General features: G+C 70.2%; 13 protein-coding genes. 7 read left to right on the plus strand and 6 right to left on the minus strand.

The window, feature by feature from the left end; all coding sequences use genetic code 11:
- Positions 1-239: 239 nt before the first annotated feature.
- Genes fxsT (ACQPXD_RS02345) through ACQPXD_RS02355 form a run of 3 tightly spaced genes read left to right on the plus strand, consistent with a single transcriptional unit; the run spans position 240 to position 5,715 of the window.
- Positions 240-3,134 carry an FxSxx-COOH system tetratricopeptide repeat protein gene (fxsT, locus tag ACQPXD_RS02345; protein ID WP_432834344.1) on the plus strand — a complete coding sequence of 965 codons (2,895 nt, stop codon included), beginning with the start codon at positions 240-242 and terminating at the stop codon, positions 3,132-3,134.
- 38 nt (positions 3,135-3,172) lie between these two features.
- Entirely contained in the window at positions 3,173-4,414 is a 1,242-nt protein-coding gene (locus tag ACQPXD_RS02350) for an FxsB family cyclophane-forming radical SAM/SPASM peptide maturase (protein ID WP_432834346.1), read from the plus strand.
- Positions 4,411-5,715 (plus strand): HEXXH motif domain-containing protein, encoded by a 1,305-nt coding sequence (locus tag ACQPXD_RS02355; RefSeq protein ID WP_432834348.1) that lies wholly within the window; start codon positions 4,411-4,413, stop codon positions 5,713-5,715. The genes ACQPXD_RS02350 and ACQPXD_RS02355 overlap by 4 nt, the downstream gene beginning before the upstream one ends.
- Positions 5,716-6,462: 747 nt before the next feature.
- Here ACQPXD_RS02355 and fxsT (ACQPXD_RS02360) read toward each other — a convergent pair.
- The 3 genes from fxsT (ACQPXD_RS02360) to ACQPXD_RS02370 form a co-directional block, all read right to left on the minus strand.
- Complete coding sequence (gene fxsT / locus ACQPXD_RS02360; protein ID WP_432834350.1) at positions 6,463-9,486, minus strand: FxSxx-COOH system tetratricopeptide repeat protein; 3,024 nt, start codon at positions 9,484-9,486, stop codon at positions 6,463-6,465.
- A 157-nt stretch (positions 9,487-9,643) separates the two neighbouring features.
- Positions 9,644-11,050, minus strand: a complete 1,407-nt coding sequence (locus ACQPXD_RS02365; RefSeq protein WP_432834352.1) for a pentapeptide repeat-containing protein — start codon at positions 11,048-11,050, stop codon at positions 9,644-9,646.
- Between the two features lie 75 nt (positions 11,051-11,125).
- Positions 11,126-12,526 (minus strand): FAD-binding oxidoreductase, encoded by a 1,401-nt coding sequence (locus ACQPXD_RS02370; RefSeq protein WP_432834354.1) that lies wholly within the window; start codon positions 12,524-12,526, stop codon positions 11,126-11,128.
- Between the two features lie 19 nt (positions 12,527-12,545).
- Here ACQPXD_RS02370 and ACQPXD_RS02375 point away from each other — a divergent pair, with 19 nt between their 5' ends.
- Genes ACQPXD_RS02375 through bfr form a run of 3 tightly spaced genes read left to right on the plus strand, consistent with a single transcriptional unit; the run spans position 12,546 to position 13,595 of the window.
- Positions 12,546-12,845, plus strand: a complete 300-nt coding sequence (locus ACQPXD_RS02375; protein WP_432834356.1) for a DUF4031 domain-containing protein — start codon at positions 12,546-12,548, stop codon at positions 12,843-12,845.
- A 51-nt stretch (positions 12,846-12,896) separates the two neighbouring features.
- A complete protein-coding gene (locus tag ACQPXD_RS02380) occupies positions 12,897-13,082 on the plus strand; it encodes a (2Fe-2S)-binding protein (protein ID WP_432834358.1) in 186 nt (61 codons plus the stop codon).
- A gap of 30 nt (positions 13,083-13,112) precedes the next feature.
- Positions 13,113-13,595, plus strand: coding sequence for a bacterioferritin (bfr, locus tag ACQPXD_RS02385; RefSeq protein WP_432834360.1), 483 nt, complete (start codon positions 13,113-13,115; stop codon positions 13,593-13,595).
- Here the strand turns inward: bfr and ACQPXD_RS02390 are convergent.
- Both ACQPXD_RS02390 and ACQPXD_RS02395 read right to left on the minus strand, forming a co-directional pair.
- Positions 13,570-14,175: an HD domain-containing protein gene (locus ACQPXD_RS02390; RefSeq protein ID WP_432834362.1), complete on the minus strand. Its 606-nt coding sequence runs from the start codon at positions 14,173-14,175 to the stop codon at positions 13,570-13,572. The genes bfr and ACQPXD_RS02390 overlap by 26 nt on opposite strands.
- Before the next feature lies 1 nt (position 14,176).
- A complete protein-coding gene (locus ACQPXD_RS02395; protein ID WP_432834364.1) occupies positions 14,177-17,320 on the minus strand; it encodes a diguanylate cyclase in 3,144 nt (1,047 codons plus the stop codon).
- A gap of 225 nt (positions 17,321-17,545) precedes the next feature.
- Between ACQPXD_RS02395 and ACQPXD_RS02400 the strand changes: the two genes are divergently transcribed.
- Complete coding sequence (locus ACQPXD_RS02400) at positions 17,546-19,036, plus strand: S8 family serine peptidase (RefSeq protein ID WP_432834367.1); 1,491 nt, start codon at positions 17,546-17,548, stop codon at positions 19,034-19,036.
- A gap of 75 nt (positions 19,037-19,111) precedes the next feature.
- Here ACQPXD_RS02400 and ACQPXD_RS02405 read toward each other — a convergent pair whose 3' ends face one another.
- A complete protein-coding gene (locus tag ACQPXD_RS02405; RefSeq protein WP_432834369.1) occupies positions 19,112-20,056 on the minus strand; it encodes an SEC-C metal-binding domain-containing protein in 945 nt (314 codons plus the stop codon).
- Positions 20,057-20,108 lie beyond the last annotated feature (52 nt).

The raw sequence follows: 20,108 nt of genomic DNA on the forward strand, positions 1-20,108 counted from the left end.
AGTATCGCCTTTACGCCGACTTGCTGGCGGGGCCGGGCGATGGTAGCCAGCTAGGCAGATCAATTTCTACTCATTGCGGCGGTAGATTTACGGACTGTTGTTGGATGGCCTACCTATGGAATCCTGTCTTTACATAACTTGACAGTTCTTGGCACGACGGCAGGCCCGGCCCGGGTTGGTGCGATCCGGCACATTCGCCGACGCATCGATCGAGATCAGCGGGCGCAACTGGAGAGGGTGTGGCAGTGCCCGCAGAGGAGGGCGATTTCGTCGCTGAACTTCAGCTGCTGTGGCGCGCTGCCGGCCGCCCGTCGTATCGCCGGATCAGCAACGAGATTCGCGAGCGCGCGGACCTTCCGGAAAAGGTCAGCCATGAGACCGTCGGCAGCCTGCTGGCGGGCGAGGTGATCCCGCGTTGGAGCAAGGTCGAGCCCGTCGTTCGCCAAATGGCCGCGATGGCGGTGCATCATCCGGACGTGGAGGACGAGGTGCTGCGCTTCCACGAGCTGTGGGCGGCGCTCGGCGACTCTCCCGAGGACGGTGTGCCCGACGAGCGGGCGCCCGGCGACGTCGCCCCGGCTCGACCGCCGATGGTGCGGCGGGTGTCGCCGATGGCCACGGCGGAGCGTCCGCCGCCGCCAGACCCGACGTCCACGGGAGACCTCCAGTTCGGTGCGCTACCGCCGCGGAACCCGGAGTTCACGGGCCGCGAAGACGTGCTCGGCGCGATGCGGGCCAAGCTGACCGGCGAGCCATGGCGGCCGCTGGTGCTGCATGGTCTCAGTGGGGTCGGCAAGACCAGCATCGCCACCGAGTTCGTGTACCGCGAGCGGGACGGTTACGACCTGGTCTGGTGGATTACGGCCGAGCAGGTGTCCCAGGTCCGCTCGGCGTTGGTGACGCTGGGTGAGCGCCGGGAGTGGGAGGCCAGTCAGGACATGCGCCGCACGATCAGCGGCGTGCTGAGCCGGCTTGAGTCGGCCGACTTCCGGTGGCTGATCGTGTTCGACAACGCCACACGCCCGGAGGACATCGAGGACCTGGTCCCCGCGGCCGGGGGTGCCGGCGGCGCGGTGATCGTCACCACCCGCGACGCCGCCTGGCTGGATCGGGGCCGCGGCGTGACGGTGGCGGTGCTGTCCCGGGCGGAGAGCATCCGGCTGTTGCAGCGCCGGGGCGGCATCTCCTTCGACGAGGCCGACCAGCTCGCGGAGCGGCTCGGTGATCTCCCGCTGGCGCTGGAGCAGGCGGCCGCGATGCGGGCCGCCGCCGGGATCACCGTGCAGGAGTTCCTGGCCCGGCTCGACGTCCACGCCACCGCCGTGCTCGATCAGGGCCGGCCGGGCGACTATCCCAAGACGGTGGCCAACGCCTTCGGCGTCACCTTCAACCAGCTGCGGCGGGAGTCCGCTGTCGCCACTCAGCTGCTGGCGATGCTGTCTTGCCTGAGCGCGGAGCCGGTCTCGCTGACCTTGCTGCGGGCCGCGGACAACGGGGCGATCCCGCCGCCGTTGGGTCGGCTGCTGGGCCAGGACGAGCATCTGCAGGGCGCGATCCGAGTGCTCGGCCGGTACGGCCTGTTGACGGCGATCGATGAGGGGCAACGGGTGCTGGTGCACCGCCTGGTGCAGCTCATCGTGCGTGACTCGCTGAGCCGGGCGGAGCGGGAACTGGCCTATGACAACGCTCGCCGGTTGCTGGTCGCGGCCAATCCAGGCCAGCCCGACGAGACCCTGACCTGGGAGATGCACGCCCAGATTGGCCCGCACGTGGAGCCGGCGCGGCTGGTGGACAGCACAGACCCGGCCGCGCGCGGGGTGGTGCTGGACCAGGCCCGCTATCTGTACATGCGTGGCGACTTCGACGGCAGTCTGCGGCTGAGTCAGCGGGCCCGCCGCGCCTGGGCCGGACCGGAGGATGACTGGGCGGACGAGCAGATGTTCATCTGCGTCGACCGGGTCGCAAACGCGCTGCAGGGACTGGGCCGCTACCAGGAGGCAAGCGATCTGTACGAGCGGGCCTGGATACGGGTCAACCAGCGCTTCGGCGAGGATCACCGGCGCACCGCGCGCCTCGCCAACGGCGTGGCCGCGACCCGGAGACTGCTGGGCCGCTACGCCGAGGCGCTCAAACTGGAGCAGTACCGGGTGCGGTATTACGAGCAGGCGAACCCGGGCGTAGCGGAGGATCTGTTCCACGCACGGAACAACCTGGCCGTGAACCTGCGCGCGGTCGGTGACTTCAGGCAGGCCTACGACATCGACCGGCAGCTGGTGGACGACCGGACGCAGGCCAACGGCGCCGACCATTTCCGCACGCTGCTGTCGGTGTCGAACCTGGCCCGGGACCTGTACGGGCTGGGTGAGTTCGCCGAGGCGCTGCGGGTGCAGGCAGAAAGCCTGCCCGCGATGCTGGAGCGGCTCAACTCCCGCCACCCGCTCGTCATGCTCGCCACCCGCACGATCTGCCTCGGGCTGCGCAAGACCGGCCAGCTCGCCGAAGCCTTGGATGCCAGCCGTGAGCATTTCTACAAATGTCAGGGAGAATTCGGCTCCGACCACGCGAACACCCTCGCCGCAGCCATGACCTACGCCAACGCCGTGCGTGCCAGGATCGCCGCCGAGCCGACCGGCGGAGGCGAGAGCCTGAACCGTGCCTATAACCTCAGCGTGGACACCATGCGGCGCTATCGCCGGTTCGGGGAACGCAATCCCCTCGCCCTCGTCGCCGCGATCAACCACGCCGCCATTCTCCGAGCGATGGGCGAACGCAGGGGAGCCCGGTATGTCGGCGAGCCCGCCTACCAGGCGCTGTACCGGCAGCTCGGCGCCGGTCATCCCTACACCCAGGCCGCCGCCGTTGGCCTGGCCAACGACCTGTTCGCCGCGCACGAGGACGACGACGCCGTCCGGCTGTTGCGAGCCACCCTTGACAGCGCACGCGACGCCGGCCGCGCCGACCATCCCGATATGCTCGTTTGCGCCGTGAACCTCGCGCTCATCAGCCACGAGTCCGGCGCCGCGGGATCTTCGATCGCGTCCCTTCGCGACGCTGTCGGCGCGGGTCATCCGTTGGTGGAGGCGGCTCAGCGGGACGAACGTGGCGAATGTGACATCGAACCGCCGCCGCTTTAGCATCGGAACGCGCGCCGCCAGACGGGAGAGTAGGCCGGATGCCGACCCAGCGCATGCCTGTACTGCCGATCGTCAGCGAGCCGCCGGCTTGGCCGCACCGCGATCTCGATGTCGAGGCGCTGCTGGCGCAGGGCTGGCAACCCATACCGATTCGCGATGTGGTGCTGAAGGTCCACCAGCGCTGCAACCTGGCCTGCGACTACTGCTACGTGTACACCATGGCCGACCAGAGCTGGCGCGATCGACCGCTGGTGATGGAGCGCCGCACCTGGCGTACGGCCGCGAGGCGGATGGCCGAGCACGCCGCGCTGCACGCACTGCCGTCAATGCGGCTGGTGCTGCACGGCGGTGAGCCGCTGCTGCCCGGCGTCGACCGGCTCGCCGAACTGGTCGACGACTTCCGTGCGGCCTTCTCGGGTGGATGCCGGCTCGACGTCGTGATACAGACCAATGGCGTTCTGCTCGACGAGCGGACGCTCGCCGTGCTTCTGTCCCGCGACGTGCGCGTGGGCGTGAGCCTGGACGGCACGCCCGAGGCCAATGATCGGCGTCGCCGGCGGCCGGACGGGCGCGGCAGTCACGCTGCCGTCGCCCGGGCACTGCGACTGCTGACCGCGCCGGAACACCGGAACGCCTTTGCGGGCCTGCTCTGCACGATCGATCCGGGAACCGACCCCATAGCGTGCTACGAAGCGCTGCTCGAATACGCCCCGCCCACGCTCGACCTGTTGCTCCCGCATGCCAACTGGGCGACGCCACCCGACCGGTCCACGGGCCCGACGCCTTACGCCGATTGGTTGATCGCGGTGTTTGAGCGCTGGTATGCGGCGCCTCGGCAAGAGACAGGCGTGCGGCTGTTCGAGGACATCATGACGATCCTGCTGGGCGGCGCGAGCCGTTCGGAGCAGGTGGGGCTCAGCCCGGTCGCCGTCCTGGTGGTGGAGACCGACGGGGCGATCGAACAGGTTGACTCCCTGAAGTCGTCGTACCCGAATGCCTGCGCAACCGGTCGTTCCGTCTTCACCGACCCGCTGGATGCCGCGCTCGCGCATCCCGGCGTCGTTGCCCGGCAGATCGGTATAGCGGCGCTCTGTGAGACTTGCCTGGCATGCCCGGTGCACGCCGTTTGCGGCGGTGGTCACTACGCCCATCGGTACCGGCCAGGAACGGGATTCCGTAACCCGTCGATCTACTGCGCGGACATGCTGCGGCTCATCCGTCACATCAGCGGCCGGATGACGGCTGACCTGCACCGGCTCTCTGCGCTGCAGCCGTCATGATGCGTTATCACCAGCTCGCTGATGGAGCGTTTGCGGACCTGGCCGCCGGTCTCGGTGGGAGGGCCGCGATCCTGGAGCTCGACGCCAGCCGACTGAGTCGGCACCTACTTCTGCTGAGGTTCGTCAGCGATTGCTGGGTTGGCCGGCTGCAGGATCTGCATGTCGCGATCGAAGTTCTCGATCGGGCCCAGCGGCAAGCGCCGGACGCGTTCGGGCGACTGCTGAGCGATCCGATGGTGGGAGCCTGGCTCGGACACATCACGCGTCGGCTGCGAGATGCGAGCGACGGGGCCGAGTCGCTTGCGCCGGACCTGCTGCATCTCGGCGCCGTCGCGGCCAGCGCCGCGCTCAGCTGCGGGGTCGAGGGCAGGGTAACGGCCTACGCGAGGAACGGCCGGATCGCGTTACCGGCCCTCGGCGCCATCGTTCTTTCCGCCAACGTGAACGCTCCGGTTGCCATCATCGTGTCAGACAGCGGCGTAACGGTGTCAGGGCCGATGGGCGAAATGGCGGTCATGGCCCGAGAGGGTGGCGACCGCTGGAGCGCCCTGCGTGAACTCTCTGGATGCTGTGACGGCCGCGGCATCGCGGTCCGGCTGGACGACGGGGACCCCTACCGCGATCGCTATCATGCTCCGGCGGCCGACCGGCTGAGTCCCGGCGATTTCCGCCGTTGGCAGGCACTCTTCGCGCAGGCGTGGGAGTTGCTCGGTCGGCATCTGCCGGATCGTGCGGCGGAACTCGCGACCGGGCTGCGGGTGCTGGTGCCCCTGATCGACCAAGGCGACGGGGCGGCGCGTAGCGCCACCGCCAACGATTCGGTCGCCGCACTCGGTCTGACCCGTCCGGCCTCACCCCCGGACCTCGCCATCACGATGGTGCATGAGTTCCAGCACTCCAAGATGACCGCCGTCGAGCACCTGGTCAGGCTGTATGAGCCGGGCGGCACCGAACGCCACTTCGCCCCATGGCGATCCGATTCCCGTCCAACGGCCGGTCTCATCCAGGGCGTCTACGCATTTCTCGGAGTTGCGGACGTATGGCGGGCCCTGCGTGCTGCCCCCGGGCTCGCCGAGGTCGCGACGACACAATTCGCCACGGCGCGGGAACAGGTCCGGGTCGGGCTCGAGGCGCTTGAGTCGTCGGGGGAACTGACCAGCGACGGACGAAGCCTCACCGCGGGCATGCGGGCCACGGTCGACCGGCTACTCGCCGAGCCAGTACCGGATGCCGCAGTAGCAGGCGCGCGTGCTGCGTTGAAGCAACGCCGGGCTGTGTGGGAGAAGAACCTCGGGTCTTAGCGCGGCCTACCCGTCGGTTCATCCGCCGCGTCTGCGAGACTCTCGTGGGCGCGGTATCGGACAAGTGCGGCGCACGACTGCCCTTGCACCATATCGTGTGACTCGGTGAGGAATTCTCGGCTCGAAAGGAAGCTTTATGCTGGAGCCCGGCGACAGCGTCGTCGTTCGTGCGATCGACGAGAAGTCGCATACACCCGTCGACAAGTTACCTGACGTCGCTGGCCGATCAATTGCGGAGTTGCTGTCCCACGACGATTCCGCACTCGCGCATGCCGCACGGCGGGTAGCCGAGCAGGCCGGGCAATCCGTCTACGCCGCCCACGGAAGTAGCCCGACTCCCGTTTAGAACCTTACCGACCCGGGCTCCGCGCGGGTTGGGAAAGCGGTGTATGCCAACGTATCGTGGTAGTTGGAAACCGGGGAGGCCGAGGGTGCGCCCGGATCTCCACGGCGCCGGTCGCCCTGATCGTGTGGGCCGCCGTCGCAATCCACGGTCGCCGTCGCGGTCGATCGTCGGATCGGTCCGATTACTGCGGCCGTTGGAGGCCATTCATGATCGATGATCCTGCATCGTACTCGGATTCGCACGGCGCGCCGCCCGACGTTGCTGCCCTGTCGATTCGGCTGCTGATGCGGTCCGACGCTTTGGCCAACGCCGTCCGTCGAGCGGTGAAAGACCTGAAGGGGGAGAACTACTATGCTGCGTTCGGCAATGCTCCGGCTGAGCCGAGTCCCGGCGCGGACGAATCAGGTGGGCGGCGGCTCGATGTCACACTCGGCGCGCTTGCCCCGGCGGGCGTCGAGGGTCTCGGGGTGTCCGGGCCCGAGCACCCCGGAGAGCGCGTCGACGGCTGACGCCAGTTCGTTTCTGCCGCTGTCGGTGTCGCCCTTCGCCAAGAGATCGAAGGCGGCGTTGACGGCGCAAAGCAGGGTATAGGGATGCTGCGGGCCGCGAGAGCGCCGCGAGATATCCAGCGTTTCCGCGGAGAGCCGCCGGGCACCTGCCGCGTCACCGGCCAGTGCCAGATCGTTGGCCAGGTTGTTGGCGGCGCAGAGCGTGTATCCGTGCTCAAGGCCGAGCGTTCCCACCATGACGGAGTGTGTCGACTCATCAAGTTGGCGGGCGCCTTCCACGTCGTTCATGGCGCGCCGGAGAATCGCGAGGTTGATCGCCGCCGTCAGTGACAGCGGATGCTTGTCGCCGAAGATTGCCCGATACCGTTCCACCGCGTCGACAGCAAGCCCCCGGGCCTCCCCGAGATCGCCGACCACCCGCAACGTATTGGCGTAGGTCATGGTGGCCGCGAGGGAATGCTGGTGATCCTGTCCGTACCGGGCGGCGCAGTCCCGGTAATTCTCGCGCGCGATCTTGACCGCGTCGTCGTACCGGCCGTTCTTGCGCAAGGAAATGGCGAGAGTCCGGGAGGCCCACAGGATGTTGGGGTGCTTGGGATTCGGCATCACCTGGCGGTAGGTGGGCAGGATGCGCTCCTGGAGGTCGAGTGCCTCCGGATAGCGGCCGAGGCCGTACAGGTCACGGGCGAGATTGGCCTGCGCGAAAAGTAATTGCGGATGCTGCTCGGGGACGCTCTCCTCCAGCGTCCGGACGATCTCCGAGTCCAGGTCGAAGGCTTCGCTGAAGCGGCTCAGCATCCGGAGATTCACGGCCAGGTTTCCCTGGTTCTTCAGCGTCTCCGGGTCGCCGTCGCCGTAGACGCGGCCGTACCGCTCGATGGTGTCCGTATCGAGTTCGAGGGCTTGCTGGAATTCACCGGCCACCCGTTGGCAGGCGCCGACCGTGATCGCGGTCGCCAGGGAGTGCTCGTGATCGGGGCCGAACTGCCGGTTGGCCCGTAGCTTCGCGAGCGTCTGTTCGGCGAGCGTCCGGGCGCGTTCGTTGATGCCCAGCGAGAGCAAGGCGTTGGCGAGGTGCCGCGTAACCAGGAGCGTCAACTCGCCGTCGGGGCCGACGTCCGCGTGGCCGGTCATGCGGGACCATGCGCTCACTGCGGCTTCTCCGAGCCGGCGCGAGCCCTCGTGGTCGCCGACCACCCATAGGTAGCGGATCTGGTCGAGTACGACCCGGCGGGCCAGCTCGGACGCGGCGTTGACGAGCCCGGACGGCTCCACATGGGGACCGATCTCGGCGTGCAGGCGACGGTGCTCCTGTTCGTCGGGATAGCCCGGATTGGCCTCCGCGAGCAGCCGGTGGACGGTATGCCGGACGCGGGTCACCTGGTCCTCGCCGAGCTCGTCGCGCAGCACCAGCTGGAAAAGCCGGTGCACCTGGATCCGCTGCTCGCCATCGACCTTCGCCAGGCCGTACTTGCGTAGGTCCCGCACCATCCGCCCGAGCGGGATGGGATTGTTCAGGGCCGGGCCGAGGGGCGCCGGGATGTCGGCACGCTTGCCGCGGCGTAGGAGGTCAACCGTGATGGGCTCGGCGCCGAACACGGCGAACAGCTCCAGCAGCTGTGCCACCGCCGGCGCCGTCTGCTGCAGGCCGCGGTACGCCAGCGCCACGAGTGCCGCAATGGTGCTCGGATAGCCGACCGGCTTGCCCTCCGACAGCAGTTCCCGGTGATGCTGCTCGAACAGGTCCAGGTACTCCGCCGCCGACATACCGGTCGCGGCCTGCCAGGAGGCGGCCTGGTCCAGGGCCAGGGGCAGGTCGCCGAGCGTGCGCGCGAGGCGGTCGGCGTCGTCGAGGGAGATGGCGTCGCTGCGCTTGCGCAGCAGGGCGATGCTCTCGGCACGCTCAAAGACGTTGACCTCGATGGCGTCCCAGACGTTTGACCAGGTCTGGTTCCTAGAGGTCAAGATGACATGGCCACCGCTGGACGGAATGAGGTGGGCCAGGTCGTCCGGCTCCGTGGCGTTGTCGTAGATCAGCAGCCACCGGCGGCCTGTGGAGTTCAGGGCGTCGAGGACTAGCGAGGATGCCTGGACGCTGTCCTCCGTGTTGGGCACGCCGAGCACCCGGCCCAGGTCGACCAGGGATTGCAGGACCAGCGATTGCTGCTCTGCGGGGATCCACCAGACAAGATCGTAGCGATCCTGGAACTGGTACGCATACTCGACCGCGAGCTGTGTCTTGCCGACGCCGCCGAGGCCGTGCAGGGCGTGCGGCAGCACCGATGCCTTGGATCGCGTCTCGAGCGAGCGCTGCAGTGTCAGTAGGAGGGTCTCCCGGCCGGTGAAGTTCGGGTTCCGCAGCGGGATGCCGCCCCAGATCCGTGGCGCCTCCGAGCGCTCCAGCGTTTCTCGGACAAGGTCGGCGACGCCCTGGCCTGACACGATCACGTCCTTCTGACTCGCAGATATGTCCGGATTACTGGTTTTTGGATCGTAGCGTCCAGACGTTGGTGTCGCACCGTGTTCGGCTGATGACTTTGCGTGCTCCTGGGAATGCTCTATACGGGTGGGCTGTGACGAAACAAACAGCCGTCTCAGTCTCGCGTCGCTGAGTCCGCCGGCGTGGCCCGTCGCGTCGATCCACCGATTGATCTCGATAGATCGAAGGTCGTCTACCTCGTAAGCGAGCCGCGCCGCGTACAGCAATAGCGGCGAAATGCCTGGTTCGTGCTGCGGCAGCATGTCGATCTCGTCAACCACGGCGCCGCCGTCGTGCCAGGGGAACCGGGCGGGCAGCGGCAGGAACGTAAATGTGTCCTGTGCGACCGCAGCAAGCCTGCCTGCGGGAATGCCTTCCAACAGGCGCGCGAGAGCGTCGCGGCTCGCCTGCGTCGTGACGCGCGCCGGTTCGCTCACGGTGCCAGTATCTACCATGGTGAACGTATACAAAAGGGTGAGATAACCACCGAGATTGGCCAAAGGGTCGATCGAGTTCCGCCTACATTTTTGCTATCGGCGGTTAGGAACAGAAGCTACCCGTTCATCGGTGAGTAAACCTCCGAAGCAACCCATATCACCCGCGGTCCGGCTCACCCGTGAGGATTTCGCGTAGCGTCACCATCCCCGAGTCGTCCGACAGCACCCAGCCCTCGGGCAGCGACGTGGTCGCGGTCGCCAAGGCGCCTACCAGGTCGACCTCGTCGTCGAACCGCGCCTCGCGCAGCGTGGTCCGGCCGTGGAACTGTGCCTGGCCGAGCAGCGCGCGACGGTGGAACCGCGTGCCGCTCAGATAGGCGTTGCCGTGGAACTCCGCGCGCTCCAGGTAGGCGTCGCCGTCGAACTGCATCTCGGACAAGTCGGCATTACCGCGAAACCGCGCCCGGCCGAGATCGGCGACGCCCCCCGCCCGCGCGCCGTGCAGGTTGGCGAAGGCGTCGAACTGTGCCTCCCGCAGCGCCACGCCGTCGTAGAACTCGGCTCCGCGCAGCTCCGCCACGGCGTGGAAGTGCGCCTGCGCCAGTGAGGCGCGACCGTGGAACTCCGCCCCGCGCAGCTCCGCCCGGCCGTGGAACTCCGCCTCGGTCAGGTCGGCCCCGTCGTGGAATCGCGTCTCGCGCAGGTCGGCGGAGCCGTGGAAGTGAGCCCCGGACAGGCGGACGTTTCCGTGGAAATGCGCCGCGCCTAGATCGGTGTGCCCATGGAACCGCGCCCGGCTGAAGTCGCAACGCCCGGCATCGCAAGCGGCAAGACCGAAGTCGACGAGCACGGCACTGGCCAGATCGATGGTGAGGCGGTCGCCCTTCGCGTCGACCCAGTACGTGGCCTCACCGGCCTCGGCGAGCGCTCGGCTGACGTGCGCCGCAAGGAGCCGCTGGGCCGTCCGGCGGACTTGGAGCTCCTGCCGGCGCTCCGCGTCGACGGCTTCGTGGGGCTCCTCTCCGGCCGCACCCGGCGAAGAGCCGGTGAGCAGTAGCTCCGCCGGTGGCGTGTACGGCATCCGCAGATACGCGCACCACACGTCGACCACGGTCTGGCGCAGCTTCCGGTTGTCTTGGCCGAGCCGCTCCAGTGCATACAGGCCGGCCAGCCGAACCGCGGGCTTGTCGCTGCCCAGCTGCTCCGCCGCTGCGACGTACAAGGCGGTGGTGCGCTGCTCCAGCGCCTCCTGCTCGGCAAATCGCTGCGCCCGCTCGCTCACCATCTGCCGACGTAGTGTGACCAGCAGGGTCACGCCTGCCGCGAGGCCCGCCACAACGGTGAGGCCGGTTTTGATGCGATCCAGCCGCAGCCGGTCGGCGTCCGAGACCTTGGCCGTGGGCGACCACACCCCCAGCAACCACATCGCCAGCAGACCGCCGGCGACGACGGACACTACGACGACAATCGGCCACCACCATTGCATCACCTGCAACGGCGCGTCCGTCGCCGCTACGGGCCGACCGACCCGCCGCTCGGCCCACCAGCGCCTCGACCCTCGCATGACGGCAATTGTGACCTTCGGTCGCAACGGAATCACAGTGAGGAATGGATAGTCGGGACCGCCCGTTCGGCCAGGCTAGAAGACCTTGCCGGGGTTGAGGATGTTGTCGGGGTCCAGGGCGGCCTTGATGGAGCGGTGGGCCTTCAGGCCCGTCGGGCCGATCTCGCGGGCCAGCCAGTCGCGTTTCAGCAGGCCCACGCCGTGCTCGCCGGTTGAGGTGCCGCCCAGGGACAGGCACAGGGACATGATGGCGTCGAAGACCTTCTGGCCTTGGGCCATGCTAACCGGGTCGGAGCGGTCGATCACGATGATCGGGTGCAGGTTGCCGTCGCCGGCGTGGCCGACCGTGGCTACGACGATGCCGTGTTCGGTGGCGATGCGTTCGATGCCCTCGATCAGTTCTACCAATCGGGTCCGGGGGACGGCCACGTCGTCCACCATGACGCCGCCGCCCTGCGGGAACAGCTGGGCGGCGAAGCGCTCCAGGGCCGGGTGGGCCAGGCGGCGGGCGGTCAGCAGGGCATCGGCCTCCGCGGCGTCCGTGGCCACGAAGACGTCGGCGGCACCGGCGTCGTGGCACATCGTGGAGATCAGGGCCAGGTCGTCCGGGGCGCGGGTGCCCGAGTCGACCGAGGCGATGAGCAGGGCGGCGGAGGTCGTGGGGAGGTCCATCGGGCGGTACGCCTCGATCGCGCTCAACGCGACCCGGTCGATGACCTCCAGCAGGCTGGGCTGCAGGTCCGAGGTGGCGATGGCGGAGACCGCGGCGCCCGCGGCGGCGAACGTGTTGAAGACGGCGACCAGGGTCAGGGCCGGCTCGGGGGCCGGGCGGAGCTTGACGGTGATCTCCGTGATGACGCCGAGGGTACCTTCGGAGCCGACGAACAGGCTGGTCAGGTCGTAGCCGGCGACGCCCTTGGCGGTGCGCCGGCCGCAGTGCAGCACCTCGCCGGAGGCCAGGACGACCTCCAGGCCGATGACGTGGTCGCTGGTCACCCCATATTTCACACAGCACATGCCGCCGGCGTCGGTGGAGACGTTGCCGCCGATGGTCGACAGCTCCCAGGAGCCGGGGTCGGGCGGGTAGTACAGGCCCTGCTCGGCCACGGCGCGGCGCAGCTGGGCGTTGACCACGCCGGGCTGGACGACCGCGATGCGGTTCAGCGGGTCGATGTCGATGATCTCGTTCATCCCGATCAGGGACAGCACGATCGCGCCGTCGATGGCGTTGGCGCCGCCGGCCAGGCCGGAGCGGGCGCCCTGCGGGATGACCGGGACCTTGTAGCGGCTCGCCGCGCGCAGCACGGCCGCGACCTGGCCGGTCGTCTTGGGCCGCACGACCACGGCGGGCGTGCCGAACGGCACCAGATCGGCCTCGTCGTGCTCATACGAGCGCAGCAGGTCCGGATCGGTCAGCACACCCTCGTGAGGCAGGGCCGCCCGCAGCTCGTCCACCAGATCCAAGTTGAGATCCATACCTGGCACGCTAGTGATTGTGCTCTACATCGACACCCCCAGGTGGCCCGCGCACGGGCGACTCTTCGCCCATCTCATCAGCGACGTATCGGCGGCGGAGCTGCACGCGTTCGCGGAGCTGATCGGCGCGCCGCGGCGGGCGTTCGAGCGGGACCATTACGACATTCCGGCCGATCGGGCGCGGATCGCCGTCTGGCTGGGGGCCAGGGCGGTGCCGTCGCGGGAGATCGTGGCGCGGCTGGTTGCCGCCGGGCTGCGCCGTCCACGCCATTTGTCCGAATCGCGGGGCAAGAAAAAGACCAGCTCAAGGCTTGTTTAGCCGGAAAGATTAGGTAACCCTTGCTTAGGTAAGACTCAGCAAGGAGCGAGCGTGTACGTCTGCATCTGCCACCGCGTCCGCGAGTGTGAGATCCGCCGGATCATCCAGGCCGGCGCCCACACCGAGGACGCCGTCGGCGACGAGTGTGGCGCCGGCACCGGCTGCGGCACGTGCCTCGATCGGATCGCGGATCTGATCGACACCGAAAACGCCGACGCTCTGCCCGTTTTCACCTAGATTCGGGCAGATAGGGCGTAGCCTGCCAGCATGCAGGGGGATGCACGCGTCATCGAGTTTCTCAACGAACAGCTCACCGCCGAGCTTACGGCGATCAACCAGTACTTTCTGCACGCCAAGATGCAGGAGAACTGGGGATACACGATTCTGGCCAAGCACACCAAGCACGAGTCGATCGACGAGATGCGCCACGCCGAGGTGCTCACCGATCGGATCCTGTTCCTGGAGGGCCTGCCCAACTACCAGCGGCTCAACCCGCTGCGCATCGGCGAGACGGTGCCGGAGCAATTCCGCGCCGACCTGCAGATCGAGCTCGAGGCGGTCGACCGGCTGCGCCGGGGCATCGAGTACATGCGCTCGATCGGCGACGTGACCTCGGCGAACATCTTCGAGGACATCCTGGCCGACGAGGAGCACCACGTCGACTACCTCGAGACGCAGCTCGAGCTGGTGGAGAAGCTGGGCGAGCCGCTCTACCTGCAGAACGTCACGGAGCATCCAGAAGCGTCCTGATCTCCGCCTCGAGGTTCGCGCGCGCACGGGCGGTCCACTCCGCCCGTGCCGGTACCACTCGGAAAATATCCGGCAAATCCGCCAATTTCCGCAAAATCCCGGCACGAGCGGGCCGGAACACCTCGTCGGGCACCGCGGCGTATTCGTCCCGCACGGCCGCGGCATACCGGACATAGTCCGGCTTTTCCGAAGCGAGGATCGCCAGATCGGCGTCGGCGAGCAGCCCGCCGTTGCGATCGCCGGGCGCGACGGCATGCCCCGCGGTCAGGCGCACCAGCCGCGCGACCTCCTCGGCCCGCGCCTCGCAGAAACCAAGGCCGGACAGCGCCCGCACCGCCAGCAGCGCGCTCCGCTCCTCGTTGTCGGCGGCGAACACCGCGTAGACCGCGTCGTGGAACCACGCCGCCAGCCGCACCGCGTCGGCGTCGTCGGCCAGCCCGGCGTGCTCGTCGATCACCCGCAGCATGAGCGCCAGATGCTCCGGCGTGTGGTACCGCCGATGCGGCTCCGACCACCGCGCGAGCAGGTCGCGCCCCACCCGCTCCTCGCCCGGGAAGATTCGCTGCCACGCCTCGATCACGCTATGAGCCTAGATGCCGCACGCTCTCCACGATCTCGTCGAGGCTCGCCGCCCGGCCGGCCGCGCGGTCGCGCTGGTGCGCGGCGATGCGCGGCAGCGTCTCGGCGCGCAGCGTCTGCGCGTCCGGCGGCTCGGCCAGGCGGTGCCGGGCGCGCAGCCCGTCCGCGGCCCCGATCAGCCGGGCCGCGTGCGCCGGATCGGCGCCGGCGAGCATCGCCGCGACCACGTCGAGCGAGATCGCGAGGTCCAGCCGGTCGCCGACCTCGTGCCGGGTGAGCAGCGCCGCCACCAGCAGCCGCAGCGCCTCGACCCGGTCGCCCTCGGCCCGCGCGGCCAGCCCGAGCTGGTGCTGCGCCATCGCCGCGCCGAACGCGTCGCCGATCTGCCGGCTCAGCGCCAGGCTCTCGTCCAGCGCCGCCCGCGCGGCGGCCAGGTCGCCGCGGGCCAGCCGGGCCTGCCCGACGCACTCCAGGGCGAGCAGGATGCCGCGGGTGTTGGCGCCGGCCCGTTCGAGGTCGAGGCATTCTCGGGCGTACTCCTCCGCCGCGTCCGTGTCGCCCCGGCTCAGCGCGACCTTGCTGAGGTTGCCCAGCGAGGCGGCCACGCCCTGGGGCACGCCGAGCTCCCGCCACACCGCGAGGCTCTGCCCGAAGTGCCCGGTGGCGGCCGCGTGGTCGCCGCCGCCGATCGCCGCGATGCCCAGCGCGTTGTGCGCGTGGCCGATCGTCGCCCGGTCGCCGGCCGCGGTCGCCCGGCGCAGGCTCTCCTCGCCGAGCCGGTACGCCGCCTCGTGCTCGTCCTGCGTCGCGGCCAGGATCGCGGCGGCGTGCAGCAGCCGGGCCCGGGTGGCGTCGTCCGGCGCGTCGGCGGCGCCCAGCAGGCCCAGCACGCCCGCCAGCCAGTCGCGGCCCTCGCCGATGTGGGCGCCGTTTCGCCAGTACCGCCAAAGCCCTAGACAGATCCGGGTCTTGGTCGTCGCGTCGCCGTGGCCGAACGCCGCCCGGACGTTCTGGTAGTCCGCCTCGATCCTGGCGATCCACTCCACCTGCTCGGGCCCGCTCAGCCCGGCCGCGGAGGCCTCGGCGAACGCGGCGTAGAAGCCGGCGTGCCGATCCGCCGGGCCGGCGGGGTCCGCGAGGCGGAGGTGGGCATAGGCGTGAATCGTCGAGAGGAGGTGGTACCGCCCGTCGCCATCGTCGCGCACCACCAGGTGCTTGTCCACGAGCGCGACCAGCCGCTTCTCCAGCAGCGCCAGGTCCCCGCCGGGCGTGGTCACGGCGAGCGCGGCCGGGCCGGTCCAGCCCCCGGCGAACACCGACAGCTCGGCCATGAGCCGCTGCTCCTCGGCGTCGAGCAGCGCGAAGCTCCACTCGATCGCGCCGCGCAGGGTCCGCTGGCGGGCCGGCAGGTCGCGCGGGCCGGCGCCGCCGAGCGCGTCGAGGTCGCGGTCCAGGTGACCGGTCAGGTGGTCGAGCAGCTCGTCCGGCGTCCACCGGTCGACGCGGGCCGCGGCCAGCTCGATCGCCAGCGGCAGGCCGTCGAGCCGCCGGCACAGCGCGGCGATCGGCAGGGCGGTGTCGGCGGTGATCTCGAAGTCGGCGTCGACGGCCCGGGCCCGCTGCTCGAACAGGGTCACCGCCGGCGAGTCGGACAGCGGCGGCACCTGGTAGGTCTGCTCGCCGTACAACGCGAGCCGCTCCCGGCTGGTGACCACCGCGCGCACCCCGGGCGCGACCGCCAGCAGCTCGCCGACCAGCGTCGCGCCGTCGTCGACCACCTGCTCGAAGTTGTCCAGCACCAGCAGCTGCTCGGCCTCGGCCAGGTGGTCGAGCACGGTGTCGAAGAGGTGCTGGCCGGGCCGCTCGGTCACGTGCAGCGCGCGGGCCAGCGCGGCGGTGAGCAGGCCGGCGTTTGTCGTGTCGGCCAGGGGTACGAACACCGCTCCGTCGGCGAACTCGTCGGCCACCTGCGCCGCCGCGGCCAGCGACAGGCGGGTCTTGCCGATGCCGCCCGGCCCGACCAGCGTCACCAGGCGGCCGTCGCGGATCAGGCCGGCCACCCGGGCGGTCTCCCGATCGCGGCCGACGAGGCGGGTCATCGGCACCGGCAGCCGGCTGCGGCGTTTCGGCGGGGCCGGCTTCACGCCCCAGGTGCCGTTCCCGGCCGCCACCAGCTCGCCGTGCGCGCGCAGGCGCTGCAGCTCCGCCTCGGCCCGCGCCGGCAACCCGCCGGAGCGCTCCATCAGCCGGTCGATGAGCGCCTGATCCGGCTCGCCGGCCAGCGCGATGCGCAGCCAGATCCGCACCGTCGCCGGCGACCACGGGGTCAGCTCGACCGTCGACTCGACCAGCCCGGTCCGGCGCGGGTCATCGTCGTGCAGGCCGGTCGTGGCGTAGACGATCGCCACGGCTTCGCCCAGGTCGGGGATCGGATCGCCGATGTCCGCGATGAGGACGACGGCTTTGGTCCGCTTTCCCGGCGAAAGTTCCGGATAAAAGCCCCGAATCCGGGCGATCTGTGCGACCTCGCGCAGAAACCGGGTGTGGCCCGCACCCTTCGGGCCCGAAACCCGCAGCGCGCCGCGCAGGCCGGCCGACACCCGGGTCAGGAACTCCTGGGTGGCGCTGAGCGCCGCGTCCCGCTCCCACAGCCGCGACGCACCGGGCGCGGGCGCGGTCTCGGCGTCGTCGCCGACCGCCTGCCCCCGCCCGCGCCGCTTGGCCAGGTAGTTGCGCCGGTCCGCGGCGGCGATGAGGGCCGCGCCGTCGGCGCCGTCGGCCGGGCTGCTCGCCACGCCGAGGCTGATCGACAGGTGCAGCGGCGGCGTACCGGCGAACTCCCGGGCCCGGACCTCGTCGGTGAGCCGGATCGCCAGCCGCAGCGCCTCCTCCGGCCCCGTGCGCGGCAGCAGCAGCACGAACTCGTCGCCGCCGTAGCGGAACAGCACGTCGCCGGCCCGGATCAGGTCCTGGATGCGCTCGGCGAGCTGGCGCAGCAGGACGTCGCCGCGCAGGTGCCCGAACGCGTCGTTGACGGTCTTGAAGTGGTCGACGTCGAACAGCAGCAGGCTGCTGCCGGTGACCTCCGCCAGCGCCGCGTCGAGGGCGGCGCGCGAATGGGCACCGGTGACTGGATCCAGTGTCACCGGGTTCATTGCCAGCCTGATCGGCCTCGGCGGGGGCGCGCTGAAGGGGTTCGGCGGCATTTGGCGCTTCGGGGGACAGGGCGTCGGGCCGTCGGTGTCCGGCGGCCGGACCGTCCTCGGCCGCCGATCGTCCCTTTGCGTCCGCGAGGCGTGACTATCCGTAAGGCCGGGCCGCATGTTGGGTGAGCCGGTACCGATCGGGCCGGACCCCAGGAAGGAGCACTGGTGGCAGCTCACAGGACTGTCCTCGCAGGTGCGGCGGCCCTCGGCCTGACCCTCGGCGCGCTCGTCGCGGTCACTCCGGCGGCGGCGGCCGGTTCCGCGCCGGTACCGGCACACGACGCCGGTTCGGCGCTGTGGCACGCCGACGCGTGGTCGAACGCCGGCGGCAGCGGCCTCACCGCGACGGACATCGGCACCGCGTACTCGGCACAGGCCGGCGGCGCGGACGGCACCGGCGTCGGCATCGCGCTCATCGACACGGGCGTGGTCAACGTGCCGGGCCTGCCGGCGGCGCAGATCGTCAACGGCCCGGACCTCTCGTTCGAGTCGCAGTCGAACAATCTGCGGTACCTCGACACCTTCGGCCACGGCACGCACCTGGCCGGCATCATGGTCGGCAGCGACCCCGCCACCGGATTCCGCGGCATCGCGCCGAAGGCGAAGCTGACCTCGATCAAGGTCGGCGCCTCCGGCGGCGCGGTCGACGTGTCCCAGGTCATCGCCGCGATCGACTGGGCCGTCGAGCACCGGGGCGATGACCCGGCGAACCCGATCCGGGTCATCAACCTCGCGTACGGCACCGACGGGACGCAGATCACGCTGTACGACCCGCTGAACTACGCCGTGGAGAACGCGTGGCGCAACGGGATCGTGGTCGTCGCCGCCGGCGGCAACGCCGGAGCCACCGCGTCGCTGACCAACCCGGCCTACGACCCGTTCGTCCTCGCGGTCGGCTCGAACTCGGTGAACAACACCGTGGCCGCCACCGACGACACGGCATCGAGCTTCAACTCCCGCTCGACGTCGCGCAACATCGACCTCACCGCCCCCGGCGAGCAGATCGTCTCGCTGCGCGACCCCGGCTCGTACCTCGACACGACGTACCCCGGCGCCCGCGTCGGCGACGCCTACTTCCGCGGCAGCGGCACCTCGCAGGCCTCCGCCGTGGCCACCGGCGCCGTCGCGCTGCTGCTGCAGAAGCGCCCGACCCTCACCCCCGACCAGGTCAAGGCCGTGCTGAAGGCGACCGCGACACCGATCGCGGGCGGCGCCGGCGAGCTCAACCTGGCCGCCGCGGTGAAGGCCGCCACCCCGTCCACCGCGCAGACCGGCACCCCGTCGGCCGGCGTGGGCTCGCTGGAGACGGCCCGCGGCACGAACCACGTGGTGCACGACAACCAGCCGCTGATCGGGGAGTACGACATCTTCGGCCCCTTCAACCCGGCCGTCTGGGCCCAGACCACCCGCGGCGGCAACGCCTGGGTCGGCGGCGTGTGGATGGGCCGCCGCATGGCCGGCGACGGCTGGACCGGCACGAGCTGGGCGTCGAAGACCTGGGCCGCGGCCACCTGGTCGGGCCAGAGCTGGGCGGCCGAGGCGTGGTACGACGACACGTGGTCCGGCCACTACTGGTCCGGCGGCAGCTGGACGGGGCACTACTGGAGCGGGCACTACTGGAGCTCCAGCAGCTGGTCCGCGCAGCGCTGGACGTAGGTACCCCCGGACGGAGCCTGGTCGCCTAGGCCGGGCTCCGCACCGCCGCACTTCAGACGCAGTTCACCGGCGGGTTCAGGCGCTGTTCTGAGGGACGCCGCAGCATTTCTTGTACTTGCGCGCGGAGCCGCACCAGCATGGCTCGTTCCGGCCCGGCGGCCACGACATGTGCCGGCCCTCCGCGCGTGCCCGCTCGCCATAGGCCAGGCGAACCTGCTCCTCGTCCGGATCCCCGCCGGTCTCGTCGAGGTAGGCCGCGAACCCGTCGACCGAGCCGAGAATCAGCGTGATCTTCGAAAGCCCTGACTCTCGGGTCAGCTGGTGCAGCCGCTGCTCCAACCCCGGGTGATTGCCGATGGTGTCGGGTGTGAACACCGACGGCCACCGGCGCGCGGCCCGCTGTTGCTCGTCCCGCTGCCAGACCAGCATCGTGCCCTCCGCCGGTCCTCGGCGGCCGTGAGCGCCGGCCGCTCGTTCCAGCAGCCGGACGAACTCGAGACGGTTCCGCTCGGCCACGTCCGCGACGCGGTCCCAGTCGTCGGCGGGCAGCCCCAACGCGCGCCGGCAGCGTTGCCGGCCGAAGAACAACGGCGCGTGTATCGACGGGCTGCCGCCGGGCTCGCCGATCGCCGCCACGTCGTCCTCGCCGAGGGTGGCGATGGCCCGGTCGAACCAGCGCAGCGCGGCCTCGTCGTCGCCCCGTTCCGCCAGCAGCTCGGCCACCAGGCCCGCCGGGCCGCCGGCCACCGGACCGGCCTCCAGCGCCTTCAGGTGCTCGTGCGCCTCGGGGTCGCGGCCCTGCTCGAAGTACAGCTCGACCAGGCCGTAGCGGGCGTAGCCGGCGTCCTCGCCCCCGGCGTCGATCAGTTCATGCCACAGCGCGACGGCGCGGTCCGGTTCGCCGGCCTGCTTCCACTGGTCGGCGGCTTCCAGCAGGATCTCGCCCCGCTCCTCGGGATACCGCACCGCATCCTGTTCCAGCGCAACGGCCCGGTCCCGGGCGGTCAATGTCTCCGGCACGACCCGTCACCCTACCGTGCGACCGGGTAGGGTCCGGCGGGTGGATGCTGCG

Source organism: Dactylosporangium sp. CA-092794 (genome assembly GCF_050948465.1).
GTDB lineage: Bacteria > Actinomycetota > Actinomycetes > Mycobacteriales > Micromonosporaceae > Dactylosporangium.

Excerpts from the sequence above, each read along its gene's own strand:
- ACQPXD_RS02350 (WP_432834346.1), top strand. The coding sequence starts at position 3,173 with ATGCCGACCCAGCGCATGCCTGTACTGCCGATCGTCAGCGAGCCGCCG.
- ACQPXD_RS02355 (WP_432834348.1), top strand. The coding sequence starts at position 4,411 with ATGATGCGTTATCACCAGCTCGCTGATGGAGCGTTTGCGGACCTGGCC.
- bfr (WP_432834360.1), top strand. The coding sequence starts at position 13,113 with ATGCAGGGGGATGCACGCGTCATCGAGTTTCTCAACGAACAGCTCACC.
- ACQPXD_RS02370 (WP_432834354.1), bottom strand. The coding sequence starts at position 12,526 with ATGGATCTCAACTTGGATCTGGTGGACGAGCTGCGGGCGGCCCTGCCT.
- ACQPXD_RS02365 (WP_432834352.1), bottom strand. The coding sequence starts at position 11,050 with ATGCGAGGGTCGAGGCGCTGGTGGGCCGAGCGGCGGGTCGGTCGGCCC.